Origin of the sequence: Rhodococcus sp. KRD162 (assembly GCF_017168335.1) — a bacterium.
Lineage (GTDB): Bacteria > Actinomycetota > Actinomycetes > Mycobacteriales > Mycobacteriaceae > Rhodococcoides.
Map to the genome: position 1 here is coordinate 96620 of NZ_JABFAU010000009.1, position 24711 is coordinate 121330.

General features: G+C 65.3%; 20 protein-coding genes and 3 pseudogenes. 14 read left to right on the forward strand and 9 right to left on the reverse strand.

What is annotated here, in order from left to right; translation table 11 throughout:
- Nucleotides 1-376 precede the first annotated feature (376 nt).
- Both J1M87_RS13965 and J1M87_RS13970 read right to left on the reverse strand, forming a co-directional pair.
- Nucleotides 377-1333, reverse strand: a complete 957-nt coding sequence (locus tag J1M87_RS13965; RefSeq protein ID WP_008720467.1) for a M56 family metallopeptidase — start codon at nt 1331-1333, stop codon at nt 377-379.
- Complete coding sequence (locus tag J1M87_RS13970; RefSeq protein ID WP_008720466.1) at nt 1330-1707, reverse strand: BlaI/MecI/CopY family transcriptional regulator; 378 nt, start codon at nt 1705-1707, stop codon at nt 1330-1332. Before J1M87_RS13970 ends, J1M87_RS13965 begins: the two co-directional genes overlap by 4 nt.
- Before the next feature lie 428 nt (nt 1708-2135).
- Between J1M87_RS13970 and J1M87_RS13975 the strand changes: the two genes are divergently transcribed.
- The 9 genes from J1M87_RS13975 (at nt 2136) to J1M87_RS14015 (ending at nt 12967) form a co-directional block, all read left to right on the forward strand.
- The gene (locus J1M87_RS13975; protein ID WP_008720465.1) at nt 2136-2495 is read left to right on the forward strand and encodes a MerR family transcriptional regulator; all 360 of its coding nucleotides are present in this window, start codon (nt 2136-2138) and stop codon (nt 2493-2495) included.
- Between the two features lie 297 nt (nt 2496-2792).
- A complete protein-coding gene (locus J1M87_RS13980; RefSeq protein WP_008720464.1) occupies nt 2793-3173 on the forward strand; it encodes a helix-turn-helix transcriptional regulator in 381 nt (126 codons plus the stop codon).
- A complete protein-coding gene (locus J1M87_RS13985; protein ID WP_008720463.1) occupies nt 3170-5125 on the forward strand; it encodes a cation-translocating P-type ATPase in 1956 nt (651 codons plus the stop codon). Before J1M87_RS13980 ends, J1M87_RS13985 begins: the two co-directional genes overlap by 4 nt.
- Nucleotides 5122-5667 (forward strand): signal peptidase II, encoded by a 546-nt coding sequence (locus J1M87_RS13990; RefSeq protein WP_008720462.1) that lies wholly within the window; start codon nt 5122-5124, stop codon nt 5665-5667. The genes J1M87_RS13985 and J1M87_RS13990 overlap by 4 nt, the downstream gene beginning before the upstream one ends.
- A 94-nt stretch (nt 5668-5761) precedes the next feature.
- The gene (locus J1M87_RS13995) at nt 5762-6364 is read left to right on the forward strand and encodes a cadmium resistance transporter (RefSeq protein WP_008720461.1); all 603 of its coding nucleotides are present in this window, start codon (nt 5762-5764) and stop codon (nt 6362-6364) included.
- Between the two features lie 339 nt (nt 6365-6703).
- Nucleotides 6704-9313: an AMP-binding protein gene (locus J1M87_RS14000; RefSeq protein WP_237606109.1), complete on the forward strand. Its 2610-nt coding sequence runs from the start codon at nt 6704-6706 to the stop codon at nt 9311-9313.
- Entirely contained in the window at nt 9310-10338 is a 1029-nt protein-coding gene (locus tag J1M87_RS14005; protein ID WP_008720459.1) for an iron ABC transporter substrate-binding protein, read from the forward strand. The genes J1M87_RS14000 and J1M87_RS14005 overlap by 4 nt, the downstream gene beginning before the upstream one ends.
- 71 nt (nt 10339-10409) lie before the next feature.
- A complete protein-coding gene (locus tag J1M87_RS14010) occupies nt 10410-11924 on the forward strand; it encodes an iron ABC transporter permease (protein ID WP_080733225.1) in 1515 nt (504 codons plus the stop codon).
- Nucleotides 11921-12967: an ABC transporter ATP-binding protein gene (locus J1M87_RS14015; RefSeq protein ID WP_008720455.1), complete on the forward strand. Its 1047-nt coding sequence runs from the start codon at nt 11921-11923 to the stop codon at nt 12965-12967. The genes J1M87_RS14010 and J1M87_RS14015 overlap by 4 nt, the downstream gene beginning before the upstream one ends.
- A 428-nt stretch (nt 12968-13395) precedes the next feature.
- Here the strand turns inward: J1M87_RS14015 and J1M87_RS14020 are convergent.
- The 3 genes and pseudogenes from J1M87_RS14020 to J1M87_RS14030 all read right to left on the reverse strand — a co-directional run bounded on the left by J1M87_RS14020 (nt 13396) and on the right by J1M87_RS14030 (nt 16260).
- Nucleotides 13396-13744 (reverse strand): annotated as a pseudogene (locus tag J1M87_RS14020) (divalent metal cation transporter).
- A 276-nt stretch (nt 13745-14020) separates the two neighbouring features.
- Nucleotides 14021-15088, reverse strand: coding sequence for a hypothetical protein (locus tag J1M87_RS14025; RefSeq protein WP_032373364.1), 1068 nt, complete (start codon nt 15086-15088; stop codon nt 14021-14023).
- Nucleotides 15089-15093: 5 nt separating this feature from the next.
- Nucleotides 15094-16260, reverse strand: a complete 1167-nt coding sequence (locus J1M87_RS14030) for a site-specific integrase (RefSeq protein WP_008720452.1) — start codon at nt 16258-16260, stop codon at nt 15094-15096.
- Between the two features lie 509 nt (nt 16261-16769).
- Here J1M87_RS14030 and J1M87_RS29445 point away from each other — a divergent pair.
- The 4 genes and pseudogenes from J1M87_RS29445 to J1M87_RS14050 all read left to right on the forward strand — a co-directional run.
- A pseudogene (locus J1M87_RS29445) lies at nt 16770-18202 on the forward strand (PepSY-associated TM helix domain-containing protein); the annotation flags it as partial.
- A 104-nt stretch (nt 18203-18306) separates the two neighbouring features.
- A complete protein-coding gene (locus tag J1M87_RS14040) occupies nt 18307-19038 on the forward strand; it encodes a DUF5134 domain-containing protein (protein WP_008720441.1) in 732 nt (243 codons plus the stop codon).
- 52 nt (nt 19039-19090) lie between these two features.
- Nucleotides 19091-19432: a hypothetical protein gene (locus J1M87_RS14045; protein ID WP_008720440.1), complete on the forward strand. Its 342-nt coding sequence runs from the start codon at nt 19091-19093 to the stop codon at nt 19430-19432.
- Nucleotides 19433-19451: 19 nt separating this feature from the next.
- Nucleotides 19452-20009: pseudogene (locus J1M87_RS14050) on the forward strand (cytochrome c oxidase assembly protein); the annotation flags it as partial.
- A gap of 166 nt (nt 20010-20175) precedes the next feature.
- Here J1M87_RS14050 and J1M87_RS29040 read toward each other — a convergent pair.
- Both J1M87_RS29040 and J1M87_RS14055 read right to left on the reverse strand, forming a co-directional pair.
- A complete protein-coding gene (locus tag J1M87_RS29040) occupies nt 20176-20301 on the reverse strand; it encodes a hypothetical protein (protein WP_268987753.1) in 126 nt (41 codons plus the stop codon).
- Nucleotides 20302-20571: 270 nt separating this feature from the next.
- Nucleotides 20572-21966, reverse strand: a complete 1395-nt coding sequence (locus J1M87_RS14055) for a rhodanese-like domain-containing protein (RefSeq protein WP_045841737.1) — start codon at nt 21964-21966, stop codon at nt 20572-20574.
- Nucleotides 21967-22380: 414 nt separating this feature from the next.
- Between J1M87_RS14055 and J1M87_RS14060 the strand changes: the two genes are divergently transcribed.
- Nucleotides 22381-22839, forward strand: coding sequence for a class I SAM-dependent methyltransferase (locus J1M87_RS14060; protein WP_080733148.1), 459 nt, complete (start codon nt 22381-22383; stop codon nt 22837-22839).
- Nucleotides 22840-23042: 203 nt separating this feature from the next.
- Here the strand turns inward: J1M87_RS14060 and J1M87_RS14065 are convergent, their stop codons facing one another.
- Both J1M87_RS14065 and J1M87_RS14070 read right to left on the reverse strand, forming a co-directional pair.
- The gene (locus tag J1M87_RS14065) at nt 23043-23447 is read right to left on the reverse strand and encodes a hypothetical protein (RefSeq protein WP_206490018.1); all 405 of its coding nucleotides are present in this window, start codon (nt 23445-23447) and stop codon (nt 23043-23045) included.
- Between the two features lie 243 nt (nt 23448-23690).
- Nucleotides 23691-24512, reverse strand: coding sequence for a hypothetical protein (locus tag J1M87_RS14070; protein ID WP_307786631.1), 822 nt, complete (start codon nt 24510-24512; stop codon nt 23691-23693).
- Nucleotides 24513-24711 lie beyond the last annotated feature (199 nt).

Genomic DNA, 24711 nt, shown 5'->3' on the forward strand with positions numbered 1-24711 from the left:
GTGTTCGGCGTGCTGTTAATGCCTTCGGTGACACCGAACAATGAAGGTGATACAGCCGTGCTCGGGGGCCCGCATCCCTTTTTGAGTGCGGAGTCGCGGACGTCGCTGAATCCGGCGGTCGTCGATCCGACGAGATGTCCCGTGCGGGCGTTCTTCATCCCGCAGATGCGGGCCGTCCCGTCTCGACGGACCAGGGATCGACGCAGTTCGCAACCGTCGACACCGACGGCAACCTGATCGCCTTGCATAACGACGCCCCCGCACCCGAGGGACAGTTCTACCCGTCGCTCGACGGACGAGGGCGCACGATTGAAATTGGCTCGGCGCGGCGACTGCCGTCACCACTGACCGATCGACCCGCTCTTGGCAGGACCACTCAAGAGCCCATCGGACCACACATGATCACACCCGCAGCGGCGAGGGCACCGAACACGATCGGACTCGCGGTGATCGAGAGGACGATCAAGGACAGTTGGGTGCGGGCCCGCGCGTGCACGGGGGTGGACACAGCGACGGTGAGGCGATGAGCACGAGCGAGCACGTCGCCTCCGCTCGCGCCGAGGGCACCCGCGGGAGCGACGGACGAACCAGTGAGGGCGAGCAGACCACCGAGTAGCGCCCGCCGACCATGGGAGCGGGCAGCGCTGTCGTCCGCGCACATCTCGAGCAGCAGGGCGATCTCGGTCGCCCCGTCGCGGAACAACCGCATCCATGGAGCTGCCGCGGCGAGTCCGCGAACAGAGGCGAGCAGCAGGTGATGGCGACCGATTAGGTGAGCACGTTCGTGCGCCAAGACGGCGCCTAACTGATCCGGGACGAGTGCATCCAGGGCACCAGTAGTGATCACGATGGTCTTCGGACGGCCAGCAACGCAGTAGGCGAGCCGATCCGCGGTGTCGACGACCACCGCGTCGGTACCGGGCAGGCGTTGGCCGATCACCCTCGCCGTCCGGGCGTGGCGAAGCGTGTGCGTTCGCATCCGCAGCATGCCCCGCCCAGCCCTCCACACCACCAACGGAAGCGCCGCCGCAGCGACCGCGGAGACTGCTATCAGTGTTCCCTGAAGCAGTGCTGCGGCACGGCCGTCGATCGACCGGAGCACCTCGACGACGCACGCTGACACCCAGTGAGCGTCTCTGTTCCAATGCACCGCTTCGGTGACGAGCATGATCGCCGCGCCGGTCCAGGTCAGGATCACCACCGCCATTGCTGCACTCCAGGCAGCTATCCCGAGCTGCGGAGCGATGCCCCGGCGGGTCAGTCGCGCGAGCACAGGCGGACCGGCTACCGAGACCACGAGCCCGTAGAGCAGCAGGCACAGAGTCAGAGTCATCGCGACTGGCCGGGGTCGGTCAGTCTGCGCAACGCTCTTCGCACACGCTCCGACTCTTCGTCGCTCATCTGCTCGACGAAATGGGTGAGCACCAGGTCCGACTTGCCGCCCGCAGCGAACGCGTGACGCATCAGCCGGGCACTGTGCTCCTCGCGAGACAACGTCGGCCAGTAGTCGAACGCCTTGCCCCTACGGGTGCGCTCCAACCAGCCCTTACGGTGCAGGTTGTCCATCGTCGACATCACCGTGGTGTAGGCAATCACCCGCTGCTCGGCCAATTCGTCGAACAACTCCCGCACGGTGCTTCGCGCACCGCGGGCCCACAGGCGATCCATCACTACCGCCTCGAGTTCACCGAATCCGTTCACCCGCACCTATCGCCTCCTGCCCTGTCGTCTCCTGATCCTAGGGTCGTCGGTAACACGACATCTACTATCTATGTACGTACTCAGTATATGGTCGTGATGTCCCGTCTCCTCGGGACCAGAATTGAGGGAGATTCCGATGACCGAACTGATGACCAACCTGCAGACGTGGTGGGATTGCCAGATCATGATGGCCACCGGCATGTGTGGGGACATGTGCGCCGCAATGATGTGTTGCTGACCGGCTGACGACCTGCGATAGGATACTTCCCCCGACTTCCCGAAAGTCGGGGGAAGCTTGCCGGGCGAGCCTCTCGCGCGGCGTCGTACAGAACGAATCGACAGGGCGAGCGCAGTCTTTGACGATTGCGTACGGACGAAGACCAGGCTTGCCGAAGCCCTGCTGATCTGATCTCGTAACTCTCCTCGGCGACGGGGTGCCGGCGACGACGCTGCGCTTCCACGAAAGCGAGGGGCTGCTGCCGGCGGACCGAGCCCCGAACGGGTACCGCGTCTACGACAAACGAGCACAGCAACGGTTGGCGTTCATCACCGCCGCGAAAAGCTCGAAACTGACGCTGCCACAGATCAAGACGATGCTGCGCGCATGGGAGAACGACTCCTGCGCCGCTGTGAAGACCGGGCTGCGGCCAACACTGCGCGAGCACATCACCCGGGAGGAGGAGTCGATCGCGCAGCTCACCGAGCTGCATGCCGCAATGACCGGTGCGTTCGATCGTCTCGACGACACTCCCGACGCGTCGGCGCGCCGTTCGACCCGCAATGCAGCTGGTTGACCTCGGCCTCCTCGCCGTCTCGGACGGATTCGGCGAGTAGGGAATCGAAAGCGCCTTCGTAGCAGGTGCCACCGCGATCGGGAAGTCGGCGATCTCGACCGCGCCGTACGGAGCAACTGCGGTTTGTCGCGTGCGTCCGCAGGTCCGGTGACCGGGTCCCACACCACGGAGGTGTTCTTCGTCGTGCCGTCGTCCTGTCTCAGTACGGCACGACGAGGATCGGACTCGTGCCGACGAGACCGGGGCCGAGCATTCACGCATAGCGATCATACCGGGCTTAGATGCTATCATCGTTGCATGACGATCAATAAGGATGGCCGCCTGCCCGGCGGTTCCACGTCGACTTTCGATGCGGCAGTGTCGTTGTTCCACAGCCTTTCCGATGCGACACGGTTGGCTATCGTTCGCCGTCTCGCCAGCAGGGAGGTGCGTGTAGCGGACCTGGTGAGCGAGCTGGGGCTGGCACAGTCGACGGTATCGGCGCACATGGCGTGCCTGCGGGACTGCGGATTGGTCGTCGGTCGCCCCCAGGGCCGGCAGGTGTTCTACTCCCTCGTCCGGCCGGAACTGTTGGACCTGCTCGCTTCGGCCGAGACCCTCCTCGCCGTCACGGGGAACGCGGTGGCACTCTGCCCGGTTTACGGCACCGCGCCCGCCGGGTCGGCGGTGACCGGATGAGCGACGCATGCGGCTGCGGCCACGACGAACCCCGCCTGGACGGCGACGAGGAGCACGAACCCGACAAGCTGTGGCAGATCACCGAGATCCGAGCTGCCGCGGTGGCCGGTGCACTGCTGGCGGCAGGGCTGATCATTGACTGGATCGGCGGCCCTGATCGGCTGACCCTGGTGCTCGAATCACTCGCGTTGATCGTCGCCGGCTACACCTTCGTCCCGTCGACCCTTCGGCGGCTCGCGCGCGGCAAGATCGGTGTCGGCACCCTGATGACCATCGCGGCGGTCGGTGCCGTGATCCTTGGTGAGGTCGGCGAGGCCGCGATGCTCGCGTTCTTGTTCGCGATCAGCGAGGGCCTCGAGGAGTACGCGGTCGCCCGCACACGGCGAGGTCTACGGGCACTGTTGTCCCTGGTTCCCGACACCGCCACAGTCCGACGAGACGGCCTCGAGCAGGCGGTGTCGCCGACCGAGTTGATGCTCGGGGAGATGATGATCGTCAAGCCCGGCGAGCGCATCGCCACCGACGGCACCATCCGCCGCGGCACCACCGCGCTCGACACCTCGGCGATCACCGGCGAATCGGTGCCCGTCGAGGCCGGGCCCGGCGACGACGTGTATGCCGGGGCGATCAACGGAACCGGCGTTCTCGAGGTGGAGGTCTCCGCACGTGCCGAGGACAACTCGCTGGCCAAGATCGTCCGGATCGTCGAGGCCGAGCAGTCCCGCAAGGGTGAGGCTCAGCGGTTGGCCGACACGATCGCCAGGCCCCTGGTGCCGGCAATCATGGTCGCCGCCGCCCTCATCGCCGCCGTGGGCAGCCTGCTCGGCGAACCACGGGTATGGATCGAACGCGCACTGGTCGTCCTCGTCGCCGCCTCACCGTGCGCACTGGCCATCGCCGTCCCGGTCACCGTCGTCGCGGCGATCGGCGCCGCCAGCAAACTCGGCGTCCTGGTCAAGGGAGGCTCAGCTCTTGAGGCGCTGGGCCGCATCCGCGTGATCGCGCTCGACAAGACCGGCACCCTGACCCGCAACAAGCCGGTCGTCATCGACGTCGCCACCGCGGACGGTGCGACCCGCGAACAGGTCCTCGCCGTGGCCGCAGCGCTGGAAGTGCGCAGCGAGCACCCCCTGGCCGCGGCGATCCTCGCCGCCGTCGACGACCACACACCCGCCGACGACGTCGTCGCAGTCACCGGAGCCGGCCTCACCGGCCGCCTCTGCGGCGACGACGTCCGCCTCGGCCGACCAGGGTGGATCGACCCCGGCCCGCTGGCCGCGGACGTGGAACGGATGCAGCACGCCGGAGCCACCGCCGTCCTCGTCGAACAGGACGGCCGCACCCTCGGCGCGATAGCGGTCCGCGACGAACTGCGACCCGAAGCCGCGGAAGTCGTCGCCGGTCTCCGCCGCGACGGGTACCACGTCGCGATGCTCACCGGGGACAACGAACGCACCGCCCGCGCACTGGCCGCCGACGTCGGCATCGAGGAGGTCCACGCGGATCTGCGACCGGAGGACAAAGCACGCATCATCGGCGACCTGAAGGGCCGCCGGTCGACCGCGATGGTCGGCGACGGCGTCAACGACGCCCCCGCACTGGCCACCGCCGACCTCGGTATCGCCATGGGCGCCATGGGCACCGACGTGGCCATCGAGACCGCCGACGTCGCCCTGATGGGTGAGGACCTGCGGCACCTGCCGCACGCCCTGGCCCACGCGCGCCGATCCCGACGCATCATGCTGCAGAACGTCGGGCTGTCGCTGGCGATCATCACCGTGCTGATGCCGCTCGCCCTGTTCGGAATCCTCGGCCTGGCCGCGGTGGTGCTGGTGCACGAACTCGCCGAGATCGTGGTCATCGCCAACGGAGTCCGCGCCGGCCGCACCCACCCCCTGTCCGCCGCAGCGGTGCCCGCACCTGCCCCGGCAGCAGCCGAGGCCTGGACATGAGCCCAGACCCCACTTCGGGCCCGATGCCGGGTGTCTCGACCGGGGGACGCTCGGCGACTCGATCCCGGTGGACCCTGGCGATCGTCGTCGCCGTCCTCGTCGCGGCGGCACTCGCGGCCGACCCCGTCGCCCGCCGCGCACTCTCCGACGGCCGCGTCATCGAACTGGGGTTGCTGCAACTCAGGCTTGCCTACAACAGCGGTGTCGCCTTCAGCGTCGGGAACGGGCTGCCGCCAGGGGTCATCATCGCGGTCACCGCCATCATCACTCTCGCCATCGCCGTGTACGCGTGGCGCACCGTCCCCGTCGGCTCACTGACCGGGACGGTGGGGCTGTCGGCGGTCGTCGCCGGAGCGGCCGCCAACGTCATCGACCGCGCTGCCGACGGCCGCGTGACGGACTACTTCCACACCGGATGGTGGCCCACCTTCAACCTCGCCGACACCTACCTCACATGCGGCGTAGTCCTGGTCGTCCTCGCGTCGCTCCGGGAGGGCCGAACCCGCGTCGATCCCACGGGCACGGAGCAACGATCCGTATGACTGCTCCCCGACCTCGAATCCGATCGACCTCCATGACGGTCGCGTGCGGCACCGGGGGCGTCCGGTTACATCCTCACCGACGCCCGGTGCGGCAGTGATCACCACCATCGCCGCGGCAGTGGCGATGTTCGCCGGCACCAACATCGACGACATCGTCGTGCTGACGGTGCTGTTCGTCGCCTCCGCCAGCCAGGGTAGGCCGCGGGCGTGGCAGATCGTCACCGGCCAGTACCTCGGCCTGATCACCCTCGTCGCGACCAGCGTCGTCGCCGCTCTGGGACTGGTGATCGTGCCGCAAGAATGGGTCGGGCTACTCGGTGTGCTGCCCCTGTCGCTGGGGCTCTGGACGCTGATCCGCTGGCTGCGCAGCGACGACGAGGACGAACCCCCGGTCGCTGCCACCGGAATGGCAGGCGTTGCTGCCATCACCATCGCCAACGGTGCCGACAACATCGCCGTCTACACCCCGGTCTTTCGGACGCTCGGTCCACCACAGACCGCAGTCACCATCGCCGTGTTCCTGATCTGCGTCGGGATCTGGTGCTACGCCGGCAGGCTGCTGGGCACTCGCAGGAAGGTCGTCGACACTCTCGAACGGGTCGAGCACTGGCTCGTCCCAGCGGTGTTCATCGGCTTGGGTCTCTTCATCCTCCTCGAATCCGGAGTTCTCGCCCGGCTGATCGCCGCCGCGTCATGACCGACACCCGCTCGCGCGCAGCCTGCGGAACCGCTACGGCCCGACTCAGATCGGTTCCCGCCACCGCCCGGTGGCGTCACCTCCATGCCATCGATCGAAGCGTGAGGGTGAGCAAAGGGCGGCGCATCGATACTCGGTCGATCCGTCGGCGATCATCAGATCGACCACGGTGCGACAATCGGACCGGACTTGCCGAATCGACCGCCGAGTAGGCGTCGCTGACCCCGATCATCTGTGTCCGAGCGGTGTGTGGACAGACGAGCCACGCTCGTCCGCGCGGGCGCGGAGTCGTATTCGTCGCCGGAAGGTTAGGTTCGGCAGCCCTTATAGACTCGCTCGGTGCCCAGAGACTTCAACCGCCCGAAACGCCCCAGTGTGCGCTTAGCGCACGATTTGGGCAGATTCGGTGACGCACCGGGTCTGATATCGGTGAACGAGACGATCACCTACCGCGACCTGGACGAGCGCATCGACCGGCAGGCGGCCAGACTTGGACGTGGCCGTCGTCTGGTACTGATCGCCGGCACCAACAAGGTCGAGGTCGTCGTCACCTACCTCGCGGCGCTGCGTGCAGGACACCCCGTACTGCTGGCCTCGGACGACAATCCCGACCATCTCGACGGGCTCATCGACACATATCGGCCCGATGTGGTGGTGCGCACCCTCGACGGCAACACAGTCGTCGAAGAACTCGATCGACAATCCAGACATGAGCTGCACCCTGATCTCGCGTTGCTGCTGAGCACCTCGGGTTCGACCGGATCACCCAAACTCGTCCGTCTCTCGCACGACAACGTGCAGGCCAACGCCGAGTCGATTGCCGAATACCTGGGCATCCGCCCCACCGACCGTGCCGTGACCACGCTACCCATGCACTACTGCTATGGGCTTTCGGTCGTCCACAGCCACCTCCTGCGCGGTGCCGCCTTGATTCTGACCAACTCTTCGGTCACAGATACTCGACTGTGGGACCTTGCGCGCACCCACCGCGCCTCCACCTTCGCGGGTGTGCCGTACACCTTCGATCTGCTCGACCGTATCGGGTTCGAACAGCTGAATCTTCACGACCTGCGGTACGTCACGCAGGCCGGCGGAAAGCTGTCGCCCGATCGCGTCCGCACGTATGCCGAGCTGGGCCGACGCCAGGGATGGGACTTGTTCGTCATGTACGGGCAAACGGAGGCGACCGCCCGAATGGCGTATCTGCCACCGGATCTTGCCGCCGCTCATCCGCATTCCATCGGACGGCCGATTCCCGACGGGTCCTTTCGGCTCGATCCGGTCGCGGATGCCCCGGACGGGACGGGTGAGCTCGTCTATTCGGGGCCGAACGTCATGCTCGGCTACGCACACGACCCCGGCGACTTGCGCCTGGGTGACACGCTCGCCGGCGAGCTGCGAACAGGCGACCTGGCCCGGCGAACGGCCGATGGACTGTACGAAGTGGTCGGCCGACGCAGCCGTTTCGCGAAAGTGTTCGGTCTACGTATCGATCTGCACCGCGTCGAGTCCGCGCTCGCACACCTGGGATTGACCGTGTGCTGCACCGACGGCACGGACGAACTCGTCGTCGTCGCGGAGAACGCTGACGTCGCCGACGTGCGACGCTTGACAGCACAGTTCAGCGGCCTTCCCGCAACAGCAGTTCGGGTGTGTGTCGTCGATGAGCTGCCGCGCACCTCCACCGGCAAACCCGATGCGCGAGCGGTCGCGGAATTCGCAGGCAAGCCCGGCCCTGTTCAGCCCACCTCGACGACGACAAAGCCCGAGACCACCGATGTCAAAGCGATGTATGCCGAGGTCCTGCATCACGCAAGGGTCGACGACGACAGCACGTTCGTGAGCTTGGGCGGTGACTCTTTGTCGTATGTGCGGATGTCCATTCGGCTGGAGGAGCTGCTCGGTCACCTCCCGGCGGACTGGCACAACACCCGAGTCGTGGACTTCGTTCAGGCACCGCACCTGCGCCGCGGCTGGCGACGGGTGGAGACCAACGTTGTGCTGCGCGCCCTTGCGATCGTGCTGATCACCGGCTCGCACATACACCTGTTTTCGGTGCTCGGCGGGGCGCACGTGCTTCTCGGAATCGCCGGCTACAACTTCGCCCGCTTCCACCTCGGCGCGGTCGATCGCACCGCCCGCGCACGCAATGCTGTGCGCAGCGTCGCTCGGATCGCCATCCCCAGCATGGTGTGGATCGGGGCCATCATCGCTCTGACCGGGGACTACCGCATCACCAGTGCATTGCTGCTCAACGGAATCTTCGGCCCGGACGGTTGGTCTGTCGAATGGCGATACTGGTTCGTCGAGGCGATTGTGTACATCGTCCTCGTAGCCGCCGCTGTGCTCTATGTTCCGGCGGTCGCACGTCTCGAACGCAGTCACCCGTTCTGGTTTCCTATGGGGTTGGTGGCATTGGGCCTGGTTACCCGTTACGGATTGATCGAGATCGACGACAGCCGCAATCGCATTCTGACCGCGGCGGTTGTCTTCTGGTTGTTCGCCCTCGGCTGGGCCGCCGCCCGGGCGCAGACCGTGTGGCATCGAGTGGGGGTCACCGCGGCAATCGTGCTATCGATTCCCGGGTTCTTCTTCGGCGACATCCAGCGAGAAGTCATCGTGATTGTCGGACTTTGCCTGCTGGTGTGGCTCACATCCGTCCCATGTCCCGCAGTTGTGGGCCGGGTTGCGGGGGTGTTGGCAAGCGCGTCACTCTACATCTACCTGACCCATTTTCAGGTCTATCTACCGCTGCGCGACGACCATCCCTGGACAGCATTCGCCCTGTCGATCGTCGTGGGGGTTGTCTACTGGCAGGCCGCGACCTTCGTGCTCGCCCGTCTACCGTGGAGCGGGACAGGGCCGGGCATTAGGTTTGCCAATCCTCTAAGTACCATGGCGGCGGGGACGACCGGAGGTGGTCCGGTAAATGCGAAGGACGGACGATGAGCAAGCGGATCGAACTGATGGCGGGCCTCGCACTGGCGACCGCGGCACTGTTGACGGTGTCGGGGTGTTCGAGCGCTGAGTCCGACCCGGGCGGGGACAACCGGATCACCGTCTACAACGCCCAACACGAGTCGCTGACGAAAGAATGGGCCGACGCGTTCACCTCGGAGACCGGCATCGAGGTCGACCTGCGCCAAGGGAGCGATACCGAACTCGGCAACCAACTCGTAGCGGAGGGTGACCGATCGCCAGCGGATGTGTTCCTCACGGAGAACTCTCCGGCGATGACGCTCGTCGAGAACGCGGGTCTGTTCACCGACGTCGACCAGGCCGTGCTGGCCCAGGTTCCGAGCCAATACCGCCCGTCGAACGGCAAGTGGACGGGTATCGCCGCCCGCTCGACCGTGTTCGCCTACAACACGGACATGCTGACCCCCGATCAGCTCCCGGCCTCACTCCTGGACCTGCAGGACCCCGCCTGGAAGGACCGCTGGGCAGCATCGCCGTCGGGAGCCGATTTCCAAGCCATCGTCAGTGCGCTGCTCGAGTTGAAAGGCGAGGACGCTACACGCACCTGGTTGGAGGGGATGAAGAACAACGTCCGCGCCTACAACGGTAACGGCACGGTGATGAAAGCCGTCAACGCCGGAGAAATCCCGGGCGGCGTGATCTACCACTACTACTGGTTCGGCGATCAGGCCAAGACCGGAGAGAACAGCAGTAACGTCGCCCTGCACTACTTCAAGAACGAAGACCCCGGCGCATTTGTCAGCGTCTCCGGCGGCGGCGTCCTGCAGTCCAGCGCGAAACAGGATGCAGCGCAGCAGTTCCTGGCGTTCGTCACCGGACCGAAGGGTCAGGAAGTTCTGCGGGACGGGATGTCGTTCGAGTACTCGGTGGGCAGCGAAGTGGCGGCCAACGCGGATCTGGTCCCCTTGACCGAACTGCAGGCCCCGCAGGTGGACCCGGCGAAGCTCAACAGCCCGAAGGTCACCGAGCTCATGACCGAAGCCGGTTTGCTCTGATTCCAACGACGAACGGTCGAGAACAACGGGGGCCGGCCCACACGCTGCGGTGCCCAGCAGGCCGGTCGCGTATGCCCTTGCCTCTGGCTGTCACCGCAGTGATTGTCGTGGCGATCTCGCTCATCCCGCTCGGGTACGTGATCGTGGAGAGCGTGGACACCGGCTGGGCCACCGCGTCGGCGCTGCTGTTCCGATCGCGGGTCCGCGAATTGTTGGCCAACACCGTGATGTTGGTAGTGATCACGGTGCCCATCTGTGTCGCAATCGGCGTCGCGGCTGCTTGGTTGGTCGAGCGCACACGAGTATTCGGAGCGAAGGTGTGGGCGGTATTGCTTGCCGCGCCGCTGGCTGTCCCGGCGTTCGTGAACGGCTACTCGTGGGTGACGGCGATCCCTTCCCTCGGCGGGCTGCGCGGCGGCGTTCTGATCGCAACGCTCTCGTATTTTCCTCTCGTCTACATTCCCGTGGCCGCGACGCTACGCAGGCTCGACCCCGCGGTCGAGGAATCGGCGCGAGGACTCGGAATCGGACCGTGGGCAGTGTTCTTTCGCGTCGTGGTGCCGCAGCTGCGGCTGGCAATCGCCGGCGGCGCGCTTCTGGTCGCGTTGCACCTACTCGCCGAATACGGTGCCTTCGTCTTCATCCGCTTCGACACATTCACTACAGCGATTTTCGAGCAGTATCAATCGACGTTCAACGGAGCGGCGGCGACCATGCTCGCCGGGGTGCTGGTATTGCTGTGCCTCACATTGTTGGTGATCGAAGCGGTTGTGCGTGGCAGTGCCAGGTATGCCCGCATCGGCTCGGGTGCAGCCCGCCCGGCCGTGCCTGCAGAACTCGGTTGGCAGTATTCGCCGATCGCGCTCGTCTTCCTGGGGATGTTGATCGCACTGTCTCTCGGAGTCCCGATCGCCAGTGTTCTGCGGTGGCTTGTCGTCGGCGGCAGCGCGGTGTGGGAGTGGGACGAAATCTCGTCCGCGCTGCTGCAGACGCTCGGGTTCGGAATTGCCGGTGCGGTCATGACGTGTGCACTCGCGTTCCCGGTCGCGTGGATCTCGATTCGCCACCGCGGACGGTTCAGCCGTGTCCTCGAGGGCGGTACCTACATCTCGAGTTCGTTGCCCGGCATCGTGGTTGCGTTGGCGTTCGTCACCGTCGCCATTCGGTACGCAAATCCGCTGTATCAAACAGTTGTCGTCGTGATCGCGGCCTACGCATTGCTCTTCCTGCCACGCGCATTGGTCAACCTGCGGGCGGGGCTCGCGCAGGCGCCCGTCGGGTTGGACGAGGCGGCTCGGTCGCTGGGTCTGTCACCGCTGTCGAGTTTCTTTCGGGTGACTCTCAGATTGGCTGCGCCGGCCACCGCAGCGGGCGGTGCGTTGGTGTTCTTGGGGATCGTGAACGAGTTGACCGCGACATTGCTGCTGGCACCGACCGGAACCCGCACTCTGTCGATGCAGTTCTGGTCGCTGAGCAGCGAGATCGACTACTCGGGGGCTGCTCCGTACGCGTTGATCATGATCGTGCTGTCTCTGCCCATGACCTACGTTCTCTTCTCCCAGTCGAAAAAGGCGGCAGGACTATGACATACGCGGTGGAGGTGGATGGGCTGGACAAGTCGTTCGGTCCTGTGACGGTGCTACGTCGTGTTGAGTTCGCTGTCGATGCCGGGTCGACCACAGCCATCGTCGGACCGTCCGGTTGCGGTAAGACGACGCTGCTGCGTCTGATCGCGGGTTTCGACAAACCCGACGCAGGCACTGTCGCACTGACCGGGAAGGTCGTCGCGGGATCCGGCTGGACGCCTGCGCACCGAAGGTCGGTGGGGTACGTCGCCCAGGACGGGGCACTGTTCCCACACGCCACGGTCGGCGCGAACATCGGGTTCGGCCTGCCACGCCGTGCCCGCACCGTCTCGAAGATCACCGAACTGCTCGAGATGGTGTCGCTGGATTCGTCCTACGCCTCACGTCGACCCGACCAGCTCTCCGGCGGCCAGCAGCAACGGGTCGCGCTCGCGCGGGCGCTGGCGCGTGAACCTGAATTGATGCTGCTCGACGAACCGTTCTCGGCACTCGATGCCGGCTTGCGGGCGAACACTCGACGGATCGTCGCCGACGTCCTCGCCAAGGCTGGGATCACCACCATCCTCGTCACCCACGATCAACCCGAGGCCCTGTCGTTCGCCGACCGGGTTGCGGTGATGAGCTCGGGCAGGCTCGCACAGATCGGTACACCTCGTGAAATCTATTCCCGCCCTGTGGACGTCACCACCGCGGAATTCATCGGTGACGCCGTGATCTTGACGGCCCACATCGAGAACGGCCGTGCCCGCTGCGCCCTCGGCGACGTCGCCGTCGCCCCTTCCCCGAACGCCATCGAAGGTGCAGCCCGAATCATGTTGCGGCCGGAGCAAATCGAGGTGACCACCGACGGCGCGGGTGCATCGGGGGCCGTCGTCGACGTGGAGTACTTCGGGTCGGAGATGCTGCTCGGGATCCGCCTCGACACCGCGGACACCGCTATGGCCCAGCGGGTCACCGTGCGCCGCTTCGGCGCCACGGCTCTGACGCCCGGCGACAGGGTCGCCATCCGCGTCATCGGCGACGCCGTAGTGTACGACCTGTGAGAGAGCTACTCAGTGTGAGGCAGCCTCTCGCGTCCTGCTCGATCATGCGATCGATGCCGAACAATGTGCGTAGTTAGTGGGCAGACTTGCACCATCCAGACTGAGGCAACGCCCCGGAGGCAATCACGTCTCGACCCCAAGCATGGAACGGGCCGGCCGGCATCGACTGTCACCGCCGTCTACGATCCGCACGCGGGTTGATGTCTTGAAGGTGGTGGGCGGCTTCGTCGTCATCCAAACTGGGGGCATCGATTGCGTTGCTTGCAAATCTGGTGGCCCGCACTAAGTCTTCTTTCTTTCGAGGACGGACTCCCCCTGAGCGGCGGAAGAACCCACTGATTCCGATTTCCCACGCACACCACCACCATCGCGAGCGGTAATCGGTCCTGGAACACAGAGGCAAGCAGGAGACGTTCACCCGCGCACAATCAGACGACGGTTAGATGGATCAGTGCAATGCTGAGTGCGACGACGATTCCCGCGATGAACCGGGCTGCATATCGAGTGATCCGGTAATTTGACATCGCTGCCCATCAACATGCGGTCAGAGGTGAACCGCACCAACGGAATCAGCGCGATCGGAATACCGAAGGACAACACGACCTGCGAGACGACGAGAGCGCGACTGGGGTCAACCCCAGCGGCGAGGATCGCCAGTGCCGGAACCAGCCGCCGCACACGATCGGGATGCGCTTGCGTGGACGGTGCACGCCTGCTTTTCGTGTGTGTCGCTGCAGGAGCGATCGTGACCATCGACGCACTGACCAGTCTCGACATCCCCTTCGTGTTGGTACTTCTCACCGCGCTTGCCGCTGTCGGCACTGACCCTCAGGAAACGTCGCCGAACCATCAACGCAGACATCGATGCAGTGGATCGGAAGCGCACCGCGAGACGAGGTCCAGCGACACGACCACCCCGTACCAAGAGACCGTGAAGCCCGCGTGCGAACTTTCGACACAGACCCGGTCGTCGTTCGGTGCAATGTTCGCTGACTCACTCACAACAGGGGTCGCTCCTGCGGGGTGACACCTGGGATCGTCGCGCGCTGAAGACTATTGCTCGCACTCCGGCATTTCCGCATCTAAGAACTCGAGAAGTTCCCTGAGCAGTCGGTCTGCGCGGTTTTCGACATCGGCAAGAACCGAATCGACGTCGTCGAGGAGCGCGTGGGAGTGCCTTCGTGCGAGTGTGCCGCGTTCGTAGTAACCAGGGTCGAGCGAGACCGCCGATGCAGGCTCGAGCGTAAAGACACGCTTTGGGTTCGTCTCTCGGACGGGGGGCGGTATGTGCGTGGGAGCGCGTCCCCCGAGGTGTGCTCGAACGATATCGGCTATTCCCCGGGAGGTGAGAGGGGTTGCGACCAGCGGGGTATGGCCCCACCGGTCGATCGTGGTCAACAACGGCCGTTCGCTGCCTGGGTCGAGATGAGTAACGGAGTCGGCGAGTTCGGTTCCGTCGACGTGCTCGATGGCGTCGGCGAGCATGCGTGTGCTGGGGTGCCGCTCGCCGTGGGCCAGGACCTCGTACCAGCGCCTGTACACCTTTCTCGGTGATGCGCCCGCCCTCACGAGCTCCAACGAAGTGACGGCATGTACACCGGTGCCCGTTTCGATTGTGAGGGCATCGAATTCGGGTTCGACGGCGACATCTCTTATTCGCAGTGCCGCGATCTCGGTGTATGGCAGCCCGGCCGCGGCAAGAGTGAGGACCAGTGCATCTCGGCGAGCGAACAACGCCGCCGGCCACCCTGTTCCGGGGAGGCGCGTGACGATGCCGCCGATCCGAGTTGCGGTGTCGCGCAAACGCGCTGCACGCAGCGCGTCCAGAGCCGCTCGCACGCTCTGACCGCGACCCGGCGGGGGCAGGGCGCGGTCTCGATGAACAGCGTCGATGACGGCGATGCGACGACGTTGCGTTGCCGGCGCGGCAGGGTTGGCTCGGAGGAACCGAACGAACAACTCCGGTGAGACCGGCAACGCCGACTGATCATGAGCGGTGCACCAGTCCGCGAACAGCGACCACGTGTGTCGACCCCGTTCCGGGACAGTGTCGTTCGATACTGGAGTTGTTCGGACAAGGTCGGTGTTGTCGCCGCTCGTCGAGGTGTCGGTGCCGTGCATGAGGGTCACAAGCCGAGATCGTTCACGGCGTTGCCGACCAGAGGCGCGTTCTCGCGGGCATAGATTTCGACCATTCCCGGGCTTCTGTGTCCGGTCTGTCGCATGATCGCGTGTGCGTCGGCACCGTTACGGAACGCTTGAGTGACGAATCCGGCACGCAGTGAATGTCCGCCCAGCTGGGCGAGAAGGTCTGCGTCGTAGCCGGCGCGGCCGGCGCGGCGGCGGATCGCGGCGTGCACTGCCGCACCCGACAGTGCGGTCTGGGATAGGTTGCCGTTCTTGCGGATCGACCGGAACAGCGCCGACCGCGTGTCAGCGGTGGGCAGGGTGCTGTGGCAGAGATGGGAGTCGAACTTCGCTGCGCGGGAAAGCAAACGAATGATCGCGGTTCTGCCACCGGTATCGAATGCAGCAACGATCTGCAGCCAGCGAACCCACGCGCAGACCGGGCATGATTCGTGCCGGTCGGTGAACGGCAGCGCCTTCACCGTTCCGGTTCCGTCCTGGTCGGTCTTCGAGTGCCGCAGGCGGACATGCGCACCGTCGAGGCGATCGCGGCGCACATCACGACATTCGAGGTCCACGAGTTCGCTGCGCCGAAATGCCCCGGAGTACCCCATCAGCAGTAGTGCGGTGTCGCGGCGTTCGAGCACTTCACTGGCCCAGCCGGTGACACCGGCACGTGCTACGTCAACGATGGCAGTGATATCGGACGTCAGGAGTGGGGCGCGGGGATTGCGGGGGCGCTCCCCCGCGGCGGCGTAGTCTCGGCGGATACCGGCGAGGGTGGCGCGCACCATCTCGTGGCCACACGGGGTGTCGTGGCCGAGCCCGCGGTGACGGTCGGTGATCGCAGCGACCCATTTGCCGAAGGTCGACGGTGCATACGCCCGGACTCCGTCGACGGTCAGCGAGTCCGCCGCGTCAACGAGATACGCAGCCACGGTCGCAGGGTGCGCCGGCAACGAGATGTGCCCGGCGGCAGTGCACCAGGTCTCGAATCGCCGCCACGCCGAATCGTAGGCGCGGCGGGTTGCGGCAGACCGCGCCGACGCCATCGACCGTTCGATACGCGCAGCCACCTCGGCCGACAGGTCCGGAAACACCACCGCACCACTCACCAGGGCAACTGAATCTGCGTCCAGGACCTCACCGAGCTGCCGTTCTGCCATGGCAAGAACTGTAGTGCGCACCTCCGACAGGCTTTTTGATTTCAAAACACGCTCACCTGGTGTTTCGCCGGGGATGGTGCGGGAAAATGGGCGTACGACGGCCTGCAGTACCACTTCTCGGTGCTCTGAGCGTCGGTTGAGGAGCAGAAGTTTGCTCCGTACACGGCCGCACCGGTCTGTTCGAATTGCTCGACAGTTGAGTATCCCTGGGACGGGTCGCAAGCGTAGCCGTCGAGGACTTGTCCGGCCACGAGATCAGGTCGTTCCACTGAGCAGTAGCTCTTTGGACGGGAAACCCGTCGAATCTCCTTCACTTTGACACCTACACCGGCAGCTCGTGGCGGGGTCGCAGCCCTACGAGGACCTAGTCGGGGCGTGACACCCGAATAGTTCTCGAGTACGCGGCTCGGAATTATCGGGAACTTCCGGGACCGCTGGCCCGACTACTGCACGAGTAGGACCGGCTGAGCGCCCAGTGCAGCCCGAGGAGAAGGAACCGAAACACGCAGATGTCCACCAGTGAAATCGATCGACCGCCTGCGCCCGGTGACACCCCGCCTTCGGTGACGAAGATCCCGTTGTGGCCACAGATCAGGCCGTTCGTGCTGCGGTTGCACTTTTATGCCGGCATCCTGGTCGGACCGTTTCTGCTGATCGCGGCCGTGACCGGCCTGCTGTACACCATCAGCCCGCAGTTGTCGGACTACGTTCATCGCCACGAACTGACAGTCGATCAGGTCGGCGATCAGCAGCTGCCGCTCAGTGAGCAGGTCGCCGCGGCCCGGGCCGCCCACCCAGAAGGCTCGATCACCGAGGTCCGGCCCCCCATCGACGCCGAGAGCACCCACCCGTGTCGTGCTGGCGGTCGACGACGTTCCCGAGGGGTACGGGCGGACCGTGTTCGTCGACCCTTACACCGCGCAGGTCCGCGGAGAACTGACCACGTTCGGTGAGTGGCTCCCGGTGCGCGCGTGGATCGACGAACTGCACCGCAACCTCCACCTCGGCGATCTGGGCCGTAACTACAGTGAGTTGGCCGCCAGTTGGCTGTGGGTGGTCGCACTCGGCGGGCTCGTGTTGTGGACGCCCGGGTCCGCCAACGCTCGTCCAGTGCCTCCGAAGCCGCCAGAGCTGCTCTGGTGCCGGAGCCGAGGAAGAGGGGCCGCGCCCGCGCGTTGTCGTGGCACGGCACGGTCGGGGTGTGGATCATCGCCGCTCTCCTGCTTCTCTCGGTCACCGGTTTGACGTGGTCACGGTATGCCGGAGAGACCATCGGGGACGTACGTACGGCGCTGTCGTGAACGACACCGTCGGTCGAGACTCATCCTGCCGGAACGGGCGAGAATGCAGGCGGTGATCACCACGGGGGAGACGGTGCGCCGGTCACCGACACCGTGATCGGTGAAGGCGCGGAATCGACGGTGTCGAGGCCGCCGCCCAGGGCGCGGGCCTGCAGGCACCGATGAAGCTCGTTCCTCCCGCCGAAGAGGGACAGGCATGGAAAGTGCAAGAGGCCAAACGTGATTGGCCCACACGCTACGATTCGGTAGCCGTCGATGCCGCGTCGGGCCAGGTGATCGACAAGGTCGAGTTCGCGAACTGGCCGCTCATGGCCAAGATGACCAACTGGACCATCGACGCCCACATGGGCATCCTGTTCGGACTCGTCAACCAGATCCTGTTGGCGCTCACCGCTATCGGTCTGATCGCCGTCATCCTTCGCGGCTACCGGATGTGGTGGCTGCGGTGCCCGACCCGGGCACGAGGAATCAGGTTCGGACCACCTGCCAAACGCGGGGCGCTGCGCCGGATGCCGCCGTGGGCCGCGGTAACCGCGGTAGTGATCGCAGTGATCCTGGGCTGGTACATGCCGTTGTTCGGAATAACACTGGCAGTGTTCGTCGCCGTCGACGTCGCTCTGGGACTACGTCACCACCGTCGATCGCGCGGAACCACACTCGAATCCGCGTCGCTGCCGTCGCGGGAAGAACGAGCCGACGCGGATCGAGCACCGGGTATCGATGCACACAATCGGCAGGACGCGTCGTGATCGCTGATAGTTCGCTGCGGTGGATCACCACAGCACTGTTCGTGTTCGCGGCCGGATACTGCGTGTACCGCATCATCCGCGCCGCGCAGTGGAACGTACGGATCGACCACGGGTTCCACCTCGTGATGTGCGCGGCCATGATTGCGATGGCGTGGCCGTGGGGGCTCGGCGTCCCGCTGTTACCGCAGGGAGTGTTCTTTGCCGCGGCGACGGTGTGGTTCGCGATCTCCGCAGCACGCACGGCACCGGGCACGACCGGTGTCGACGAGCACCCCCACGGACCTGCGATGGGCAGCTATCACGTGTTCATGATGGCTGCGATGGTGTGGATGGTCGCGGTGATGGCCGGGTGGCTTCCCGGCACCGCCGCGCACGATCACACCGCCGACGCCGCCGACGGTGACATGTCCGGAATGGGCGCGCACGCACACACCCCCGACATGGACATGAGCAGTCCTGACCATACGGCCGCGATGAGCGGACCGGGATGGATCTCCGCGGTATCACTCACGCTCACAGTCGTCTTCGCTGTCGCAGCGATCGTGTGGCTCTACCGTCTGTTCGTCGCCGAACAGAGCACTGCTCTCGCACCTGTACATCCTTCGCCTGGATCGCAGGCAGGTAATATCGCCGTCGATGCGCTACCGGCGTCGCGGCCGCAGAGTGTCGCTGCGGCGTGCGAGGTGGCGATGGCAGCCGGAATGGCGATCATGATGGGCGTCGTGTAACACCGATGATCGACCGACGCCACTGCAGTACAGCGACATCGAACGAGGCTATGTGACAACCGATTCACCGCACCATATTTCGCGCACACGCCAGTCGCTGTGTGTGCGTTACGTCCTTGCGATCGCGCTCGTATGCGCGGCCGCGTTGGTCGTTGTCGTCACCGTCCGCTCGGGGGACACCCGACACGCAGCCAGCGGTGACTCGTTCCCTGGCACCTTCACATCGCTTCTGTACGTCCTGCTCCGTTTCACCGTCTCACTCGCCGCCGCGATCACGATGGGCTCATTGGTATACGGGATAGTCTGTACCCGTTTCTGCCGTGTGGGCCGGGTCGGTCCCGACGGATACGCGACCCTGCTCACTGCTGGCCGATCGAGCCTGAGAACCGTCTGACGCTCCCTCGCTCGAGCAGTTCGCGACCTTCTGGCGGTTTGACTTCGTCACCGGCGGCGCGGCAGTCGTCCTGATCGCGCTGTACGGGTGGGCAGTTCTGCGGTTGCGACGGCGCGGAGATCAGTGGCCCCTCGGGCGTACCATCGCCTGGATGACCGGGTGCCTGGCGTTGCTGGTGGCGACGAGTTCAGGTCTCGCTGCATACGGTTCGGCGATGTTCAGCGTCAATATGGGTGCGCACATGACGCTCAACATGTTCGTTCCGGTCCTGCTCGTGCTCGGCGGGCCGGTCACGCTCGCGTTGCGGGCGCTGCCCCCAGCTCGGGAGGACAGGATGCCGGGACCGCGGGAATGGATCGTGTGGGTGGTCCATTCACCACTGATGCGAGTGCTGTCGAACCCCGCCGTCGCGGTCGGGTTGTTCGTCCTCTCCATCTATGCAGTGTATTTCAGCCCGCTGTTCGACGAGCTGGTCCGCTACCACTGGGGACACGAGGTGATGAATATCCACTTCATCGTCACCGGGTACCTCTACTACTGGGTCATCATCGGCATCGACCCCGGACTGCACCGGGTTCAGGCCGCACGAAGGAACGCAGCTGGGATCCACGAGCAACTCGTAACGTTCGATCACCAGGATCAGTGATGCGCGCAGCCCTATGCTTCCTGCAATGCGCATTCCCCCATTCCGCCCCGAAAGATGCTGGTCTATACCGTTGTGTAGGAGATGTCGGTCATGCCGTTCACGGGATGGCACGTACCGCGGCGTCGAGAGCACCGGGTGTGCTCAGGGCGATCGGTTCGCCGTTGAGCAGGACTGTGGGAGTGGCGTTGATGGTCTTGAGCACCGACTGGGTGGAGTCGGCCACCCAGTCGGTGTAGTGGCCGCCGGTGATGCAGTCGCCGGCGGTGTCGGGAACTCCCGCTGCGACAGCGATATCGGTCAGTTGCTCGTCGCTCAGCCCCGAACCGCCTTCGGCGGGCTGCTGCCCGTATACGGCGGCGGATCAGGAGTGTCGCCCGGGGTCCTGCTCGGTCTGGGGTCTGCTCACCGTCGGTGGCGCAGCGAGCCGACAGGGCGAGCACAGGACCAAACCGGGGGCGGACTGCACGACCGCCTCCGATTCGGGCGTGTTCGATCAGACTGTTTCGAGGTTGCGTGCGGACCAGGCGGCGTAGCTGCCCTCGAGTTCGACAACTCGGTAGCCGGCGCGACGCAGGGCGCTGGCTGCGACCGCGTTACGGACGCCGCTCTGGCAGTAGGTCACGATCGGACCGCCCGTGGGCAGTCCGTCGAGGTTCCACAGCAATCGCCCACCGCTGAGCTGTTCGGAGCCAGGTATGTGGCCGTCGGCGTGTTCGGTTTTGTTGCGCACGTCCAGCACCATTGCCGAGTCGAACGAATCCAGCTCGTCCGCACCGATCGTCTCGGGTGTCGTCATGGGAAATCCTCGTAGACTTGTGACGTACCCGGTCACCGTATCGATGCCGACCCGCAGCAGGTGATCACGTAGCTCGTCGGCGACGGCGCGGTCCTCGGCAAGCACCACCAGTGGAGTGTCCTCTCGTTCGGGGTCGTAGACCCAGGCACCGAACGAGGCTGCCTTGCCGATACCGGGGATGTTGAGCGCTCCGGGGACAGCGCCGGCGTGCACCTCATATTGGCCGCGGGTGTCGAGGAGGACGACCTCGTCGGAGTCGAGGGCGCGTGCCAATTCGGTGGAGTCGTACTCGTGCAGTGGAGAGAGTGGCCCGAGAACGACCGGGCCCTGCTTGTTCTGACGCTTCATCCGGCCGAAGTAGGCGTGTGCATCCGGTTGGCCGTCGAGCATCTCATCGACGAAGCCCTGCTCGTCGTCGCGCTCGACATACCCGGCCCACCAAGCGAAACGACGTTCGTAGCCGACGCTGGTCGACGGCAACGCGCCGAGAGCTTTTCCGCAGGCACTGCCCGAACCGTGACCCGGAAAGACCTGGATATGATCTGGCTGCGTGACGAACGACCGCTTCAGACTGCGGAAGATCTGTTTGGCACCCTCGAAACGGGTGTCGACACCGTCGGCAGCTTCGTCGAGTAGGTCCGGGCGGCCGAGATCACCGGCAAAGACGAAGTCGCCCGTCAACATGTATCCCGGAGCATCGGCGAAGGCACCGTCGGTCACCAGGAACGAGAGGTGCTCCGGGGTATGACCGGGCGTGTGAACGGCTTGCACGGTGATGTTGCCCAGAGCCAGCGTGTCGCCATCGTGGAGGCGTTCGGCCTCGAAGCCGTACTGCCAATCGTCGCCGCCCTCTCCTGAGACGTAGGTGACCGCCCCGGTGGCCTTGGCCAGCTCGCGAGTGCCGGACAGGTAGTCGGCATGGATATGGGTCTCGGTCACGGCGGTGATGGTCATGCCATGCCGATCGGCCAGATCCAGATACACACCGATGTCGCGGCGGGCGTCGACCACCACTGCCTCTCCTTTGGCCTGGCAGCCGATGAAGTATCCGGCTTGGGCGAGGTCTTCGTCGTAGATGCGTTCGAGAAGCATCGAAATCTCCTTGTCGATCGTGGCGGCGTTCGTATGGGTGTCAAGAATCCACGGTACCCCGTGGGGTATTTTTGCAGGTTCTGTGCGTCGAGGCGCACGGTTCCGATTCCTGCGGGGTGGAGGTGAAGTGGGCGGCATTCCACTGGGCGACCAGGGGCATCGCAACCGACTGATCCAGCGAGGCGCAACGACTCACAGCGCCACCGCAGCGGTTGCCGACCATCACGTCCTCCTCAGCCGTCCGGCACTCGCCGACTCGGGGCGGACGAGGGAATTTCATTCCTCCCGAGTGTGACGTTTGTCAGAATTGGCGACTAGCCTCATCCATAATGTACGTACATCCGTACGATCAATCAAGGAGAGGGTGGCGTATACCTCGGCACGTGTCCTTGCACCACCTGCTCGAACGCCGGAATGACCTTCCAACACGACTGCTGTCGATGCAGTGCACCTGGCCTCAATGACCACCAATGTCGTGACCACACGGCTCGCGCCCACACCGACGTCAGACCGGATGCGCACCCGCCGCTCGGGGACGCTCACGCTCTGGACTTCCCCGATACATCCTTCGACACCATGGTGTGCACGTTCTCGCTCTGCGCCATCCCAGCCCCGGACATCGCGCTCTCGGAAATGTCGCGAGTGCTGCGTCCAGGTGGAACAATGCTCCCCGCCGATCACGTCGCCTCGTCGATCCGGCCGGTTCGATGGATCCAACGCGCCCTGAAACTGGTGAGCATCCCGATCGGTGGCGTGCACTTTCTGCGACGGTCCTCGCTCGCGATCACCGGTGACGAGAGCTTCTCCATCGAGGACATCGACCGGTTCACTCTCGGTCTCGTCGAGCGTCTTCACGCCCGAAAGGTGTCCTGAACGGGCAGGTACGATGGGCGCGGCACGCGCGGCCGACCATATTCCGGTACTTCTGCCTCGACGAACGCGAGAAGCCGCTTCAGCAGTGCATCCGCACGGTCGTCGAGCGTTGAATCGACGCCACCGAGTAGCTCGTGCGCGTCCCGGCGTGCCTGGGTCCCGTATTCGTAGTATCCGGGGTCGAGTACCGAAGCCGAGGCGGGCTACGGGACGAGCTGTGCGCTCGGTTGCCGTGCCTGCACCGAGTGGAGTCGGTGCACAGGTACTCGCCCGTCCAGGTGGGCTCGAACGATGTCGGCGACCGCACGGGACGTGAGTGGGGTCGCAATCAACGGGGTGTGGCCCAACCGGTCGATCGCAGTCGACAGCGGCTGCCGATCGGCCGGATCGACGTACCGGTCGAATCCGCCGAGTCCGGTACCGCCCACGGCATCGAGAGCATTCGGGTACTCGGATACCGCGTGCGATGGCCCAGCACCTCCAACAAGCGCTGATACACCATCCGCGGCGAGATACCCCGCCCCCGTCAGTGCCGGGGGAAGTGACAGTGTGGACGCCGCGGCCTGTGTCGATACGAAGGGCGTCGATCCTTGGATCGGCGGTGACATTGCAGTGCCGCAGGGCCGCGATCTGGGTGTACGGCAGACCGGTCGAGGCGAAGATCAGGACGCGGGCGTCTCGCCGCGCGAACAGTTCTGACGGCCAACCGGATTCGGGGAGGCGGGCGATGATGCCGCCGATCACGGCTGCCAGCTCGTGCAGGCGCGCCGTACGCGCCACGTCCAGCGCAGCCCGAACGATCTCCGCGCGCCCCGGAGGGGGTAACAGCTGCCGGGAATGGGTGCCGTCGATCACCGCGATCCGGCGGCGTTGGGTCGTCGACGTAGCGAGGTGCACGTGGAGGACGCCGCGACGACCTGCAGCCAACGTACCCACGCGCAGACCGGGCAGGATTCGTGACGGCCGGTGAACGGTAGGGCTTTGAAGGCCCCGACGCCGTCCTGATCGGTCTTCGACGCCCGAATCCGTACGTGCGCACCGTCGAGGCGGTCGCGGCGGACACCGCCGCATTCGAGCGCCACGAGTTCGCTACGACGAAATGCGCCGGTATAGCCCATCAGAAGCAGCGCGGTGTCGCGCCGTTTGAGGACCTCCGACGCCCACCCGGTCACACTGAGACGTGCATGATCGACGATGGTGGTGATGTCGGAGGTCAGCAGCGGTGCGCGTGGATTGCGTGGCCGCTCGCCCGCCGACGCGTAATCCCGCCGAATACTGGCGAGGGTGGCGCGGACCATCTCGTGCCCGCCCGGGTTGTCGTGTCTGGTAGCGCGGTGGCGGTCGGCGATCGCTGCGACCCATTTGCCGAACGTCGCGGCCGCGTACGCCCGAGTCCCGTCGACGGTGAGTGTGTCCGCCGCGGCCACGAGATAGGCGGCCACCGTCGCGGGATGCGCCGGTAACGAGATATACCCGGTGGCGGCGCACCAGGTTTCGAAGCGTCTCCACGCCGAGGCGTAGGCGCGGCGGGTGCCGGTCGAGCGCGATGACGCCATCGACTGCTCGATCCGAGCGGCGACGTCGGGTGGGAGATCCGGAAACACCGCTGCGGTACCGCCCGGCAAGACAGCCGGAACAATGTTCGAGTCGTCTGCGAGCTGGCGTTCGGTCATGGGCAGGACTGTAGCGGGCACCTCCTACACATTTATCGAACAGAAACTACGCTCACCTGGCGTTTCCTCAAGGACGGTGCGGGAAGGAAAATTCTCGTCGGTCACCGCACACATAACGTCGGTGACTATGACCCCGGCGCGAAAACGGACTTCTCGGCTGACGCCGCGTATGCATCGTCGCGGACAACCCCGCTCCATC

Coding starts and splice junctions, on each gene's coding strand:
- J1M87_RS13965 (WP_008720467.1), bottom strand. CDS start 1,333: ATGACTCTGACTCTGTGCCTGCTGCTCTACGGGCTCGTGGTCTCGGTA.
- J1M87_RS13980 (WP_008720464.1), top strand. CDS start 2,793: ATGACGATCAATAAGGATGGCCGCCTGCCCGGCGGTTCCACGTCGACT.
- J1M87_RS13985 (WP_008720463.1), top strand. CDS start 3,170: ATGAGCGACGCATGCGGCTGCGGCCACGACGAACCCCGCCTGGACGGC.
- J1M87_RS13990 (WP_008720462.1), top strand. CDS start 5,122: ATGAGCCCAGACCCCACTTCGGGCCCGATGCCGGGTGTCTCGACCGGG.
- J1M87_RS14005 (WP_008720459.1), top strand. CDS start 9,310: ATGAGCAAGCGGATCGAACTGATGGCGGGCCTCGCACTGGCGACCGCG.
- J1M87_RS14010 (WP_080733225.1), top strand. CDS start 10,410: ATGCCCTTGCCTCTGGCTGTCACCGCAGTGATTGTCGTGGCGATCTCG.
- J1M87_RS14015 (WP_008720455.1), top strand. CDS start 11,921: ATGACATACGCGGTGGAGGTGGATGGGCTGGACAAGTCGTTCGGTCCT.
- J1M87_RS14025 (WP_032373364.1), bottom strand. CDS start 15,088: ATGCACGGCACCGACACCTCGACGAGCGGCGACAACACCGACCTTGTC.
- J1M87_RS14030 (WP_008720452.1), bottom strand. CDS start 16,260: ATGGCAGAACGGCAGCTCGGTGAGGTCCTGGACGCAGATTCAGTTGCC.
- J1M87_RS14055 (WP_045841737.1), bottom strand. CDS start 21,966: ATGCTTCTCGAACGCATCTACGACGAAGACCTCGCCCAAGCCGGATAC.
- J1M87_RS14060 (WP_080733148.1), top strand. CDS start 22,381: ATGACCTTCCAACACGACTGCTGTCGATGCAGTGCACCTGGCCTCAAT.
- J1M87_RS14065 (WP_206490018.1), bottom strand. CDS start 23,447: ATGTCACCGCCGATCCAAGGATCGACGCCCTTCGTATCGACACAGGCC.
- J1M87_RS14070 (WP_307786631.1), bottom strand. CDS start 24,512: ATGACCGAACGCCAGCTCGCAGACGACTCGAACATTGTTCCGGCTGTC.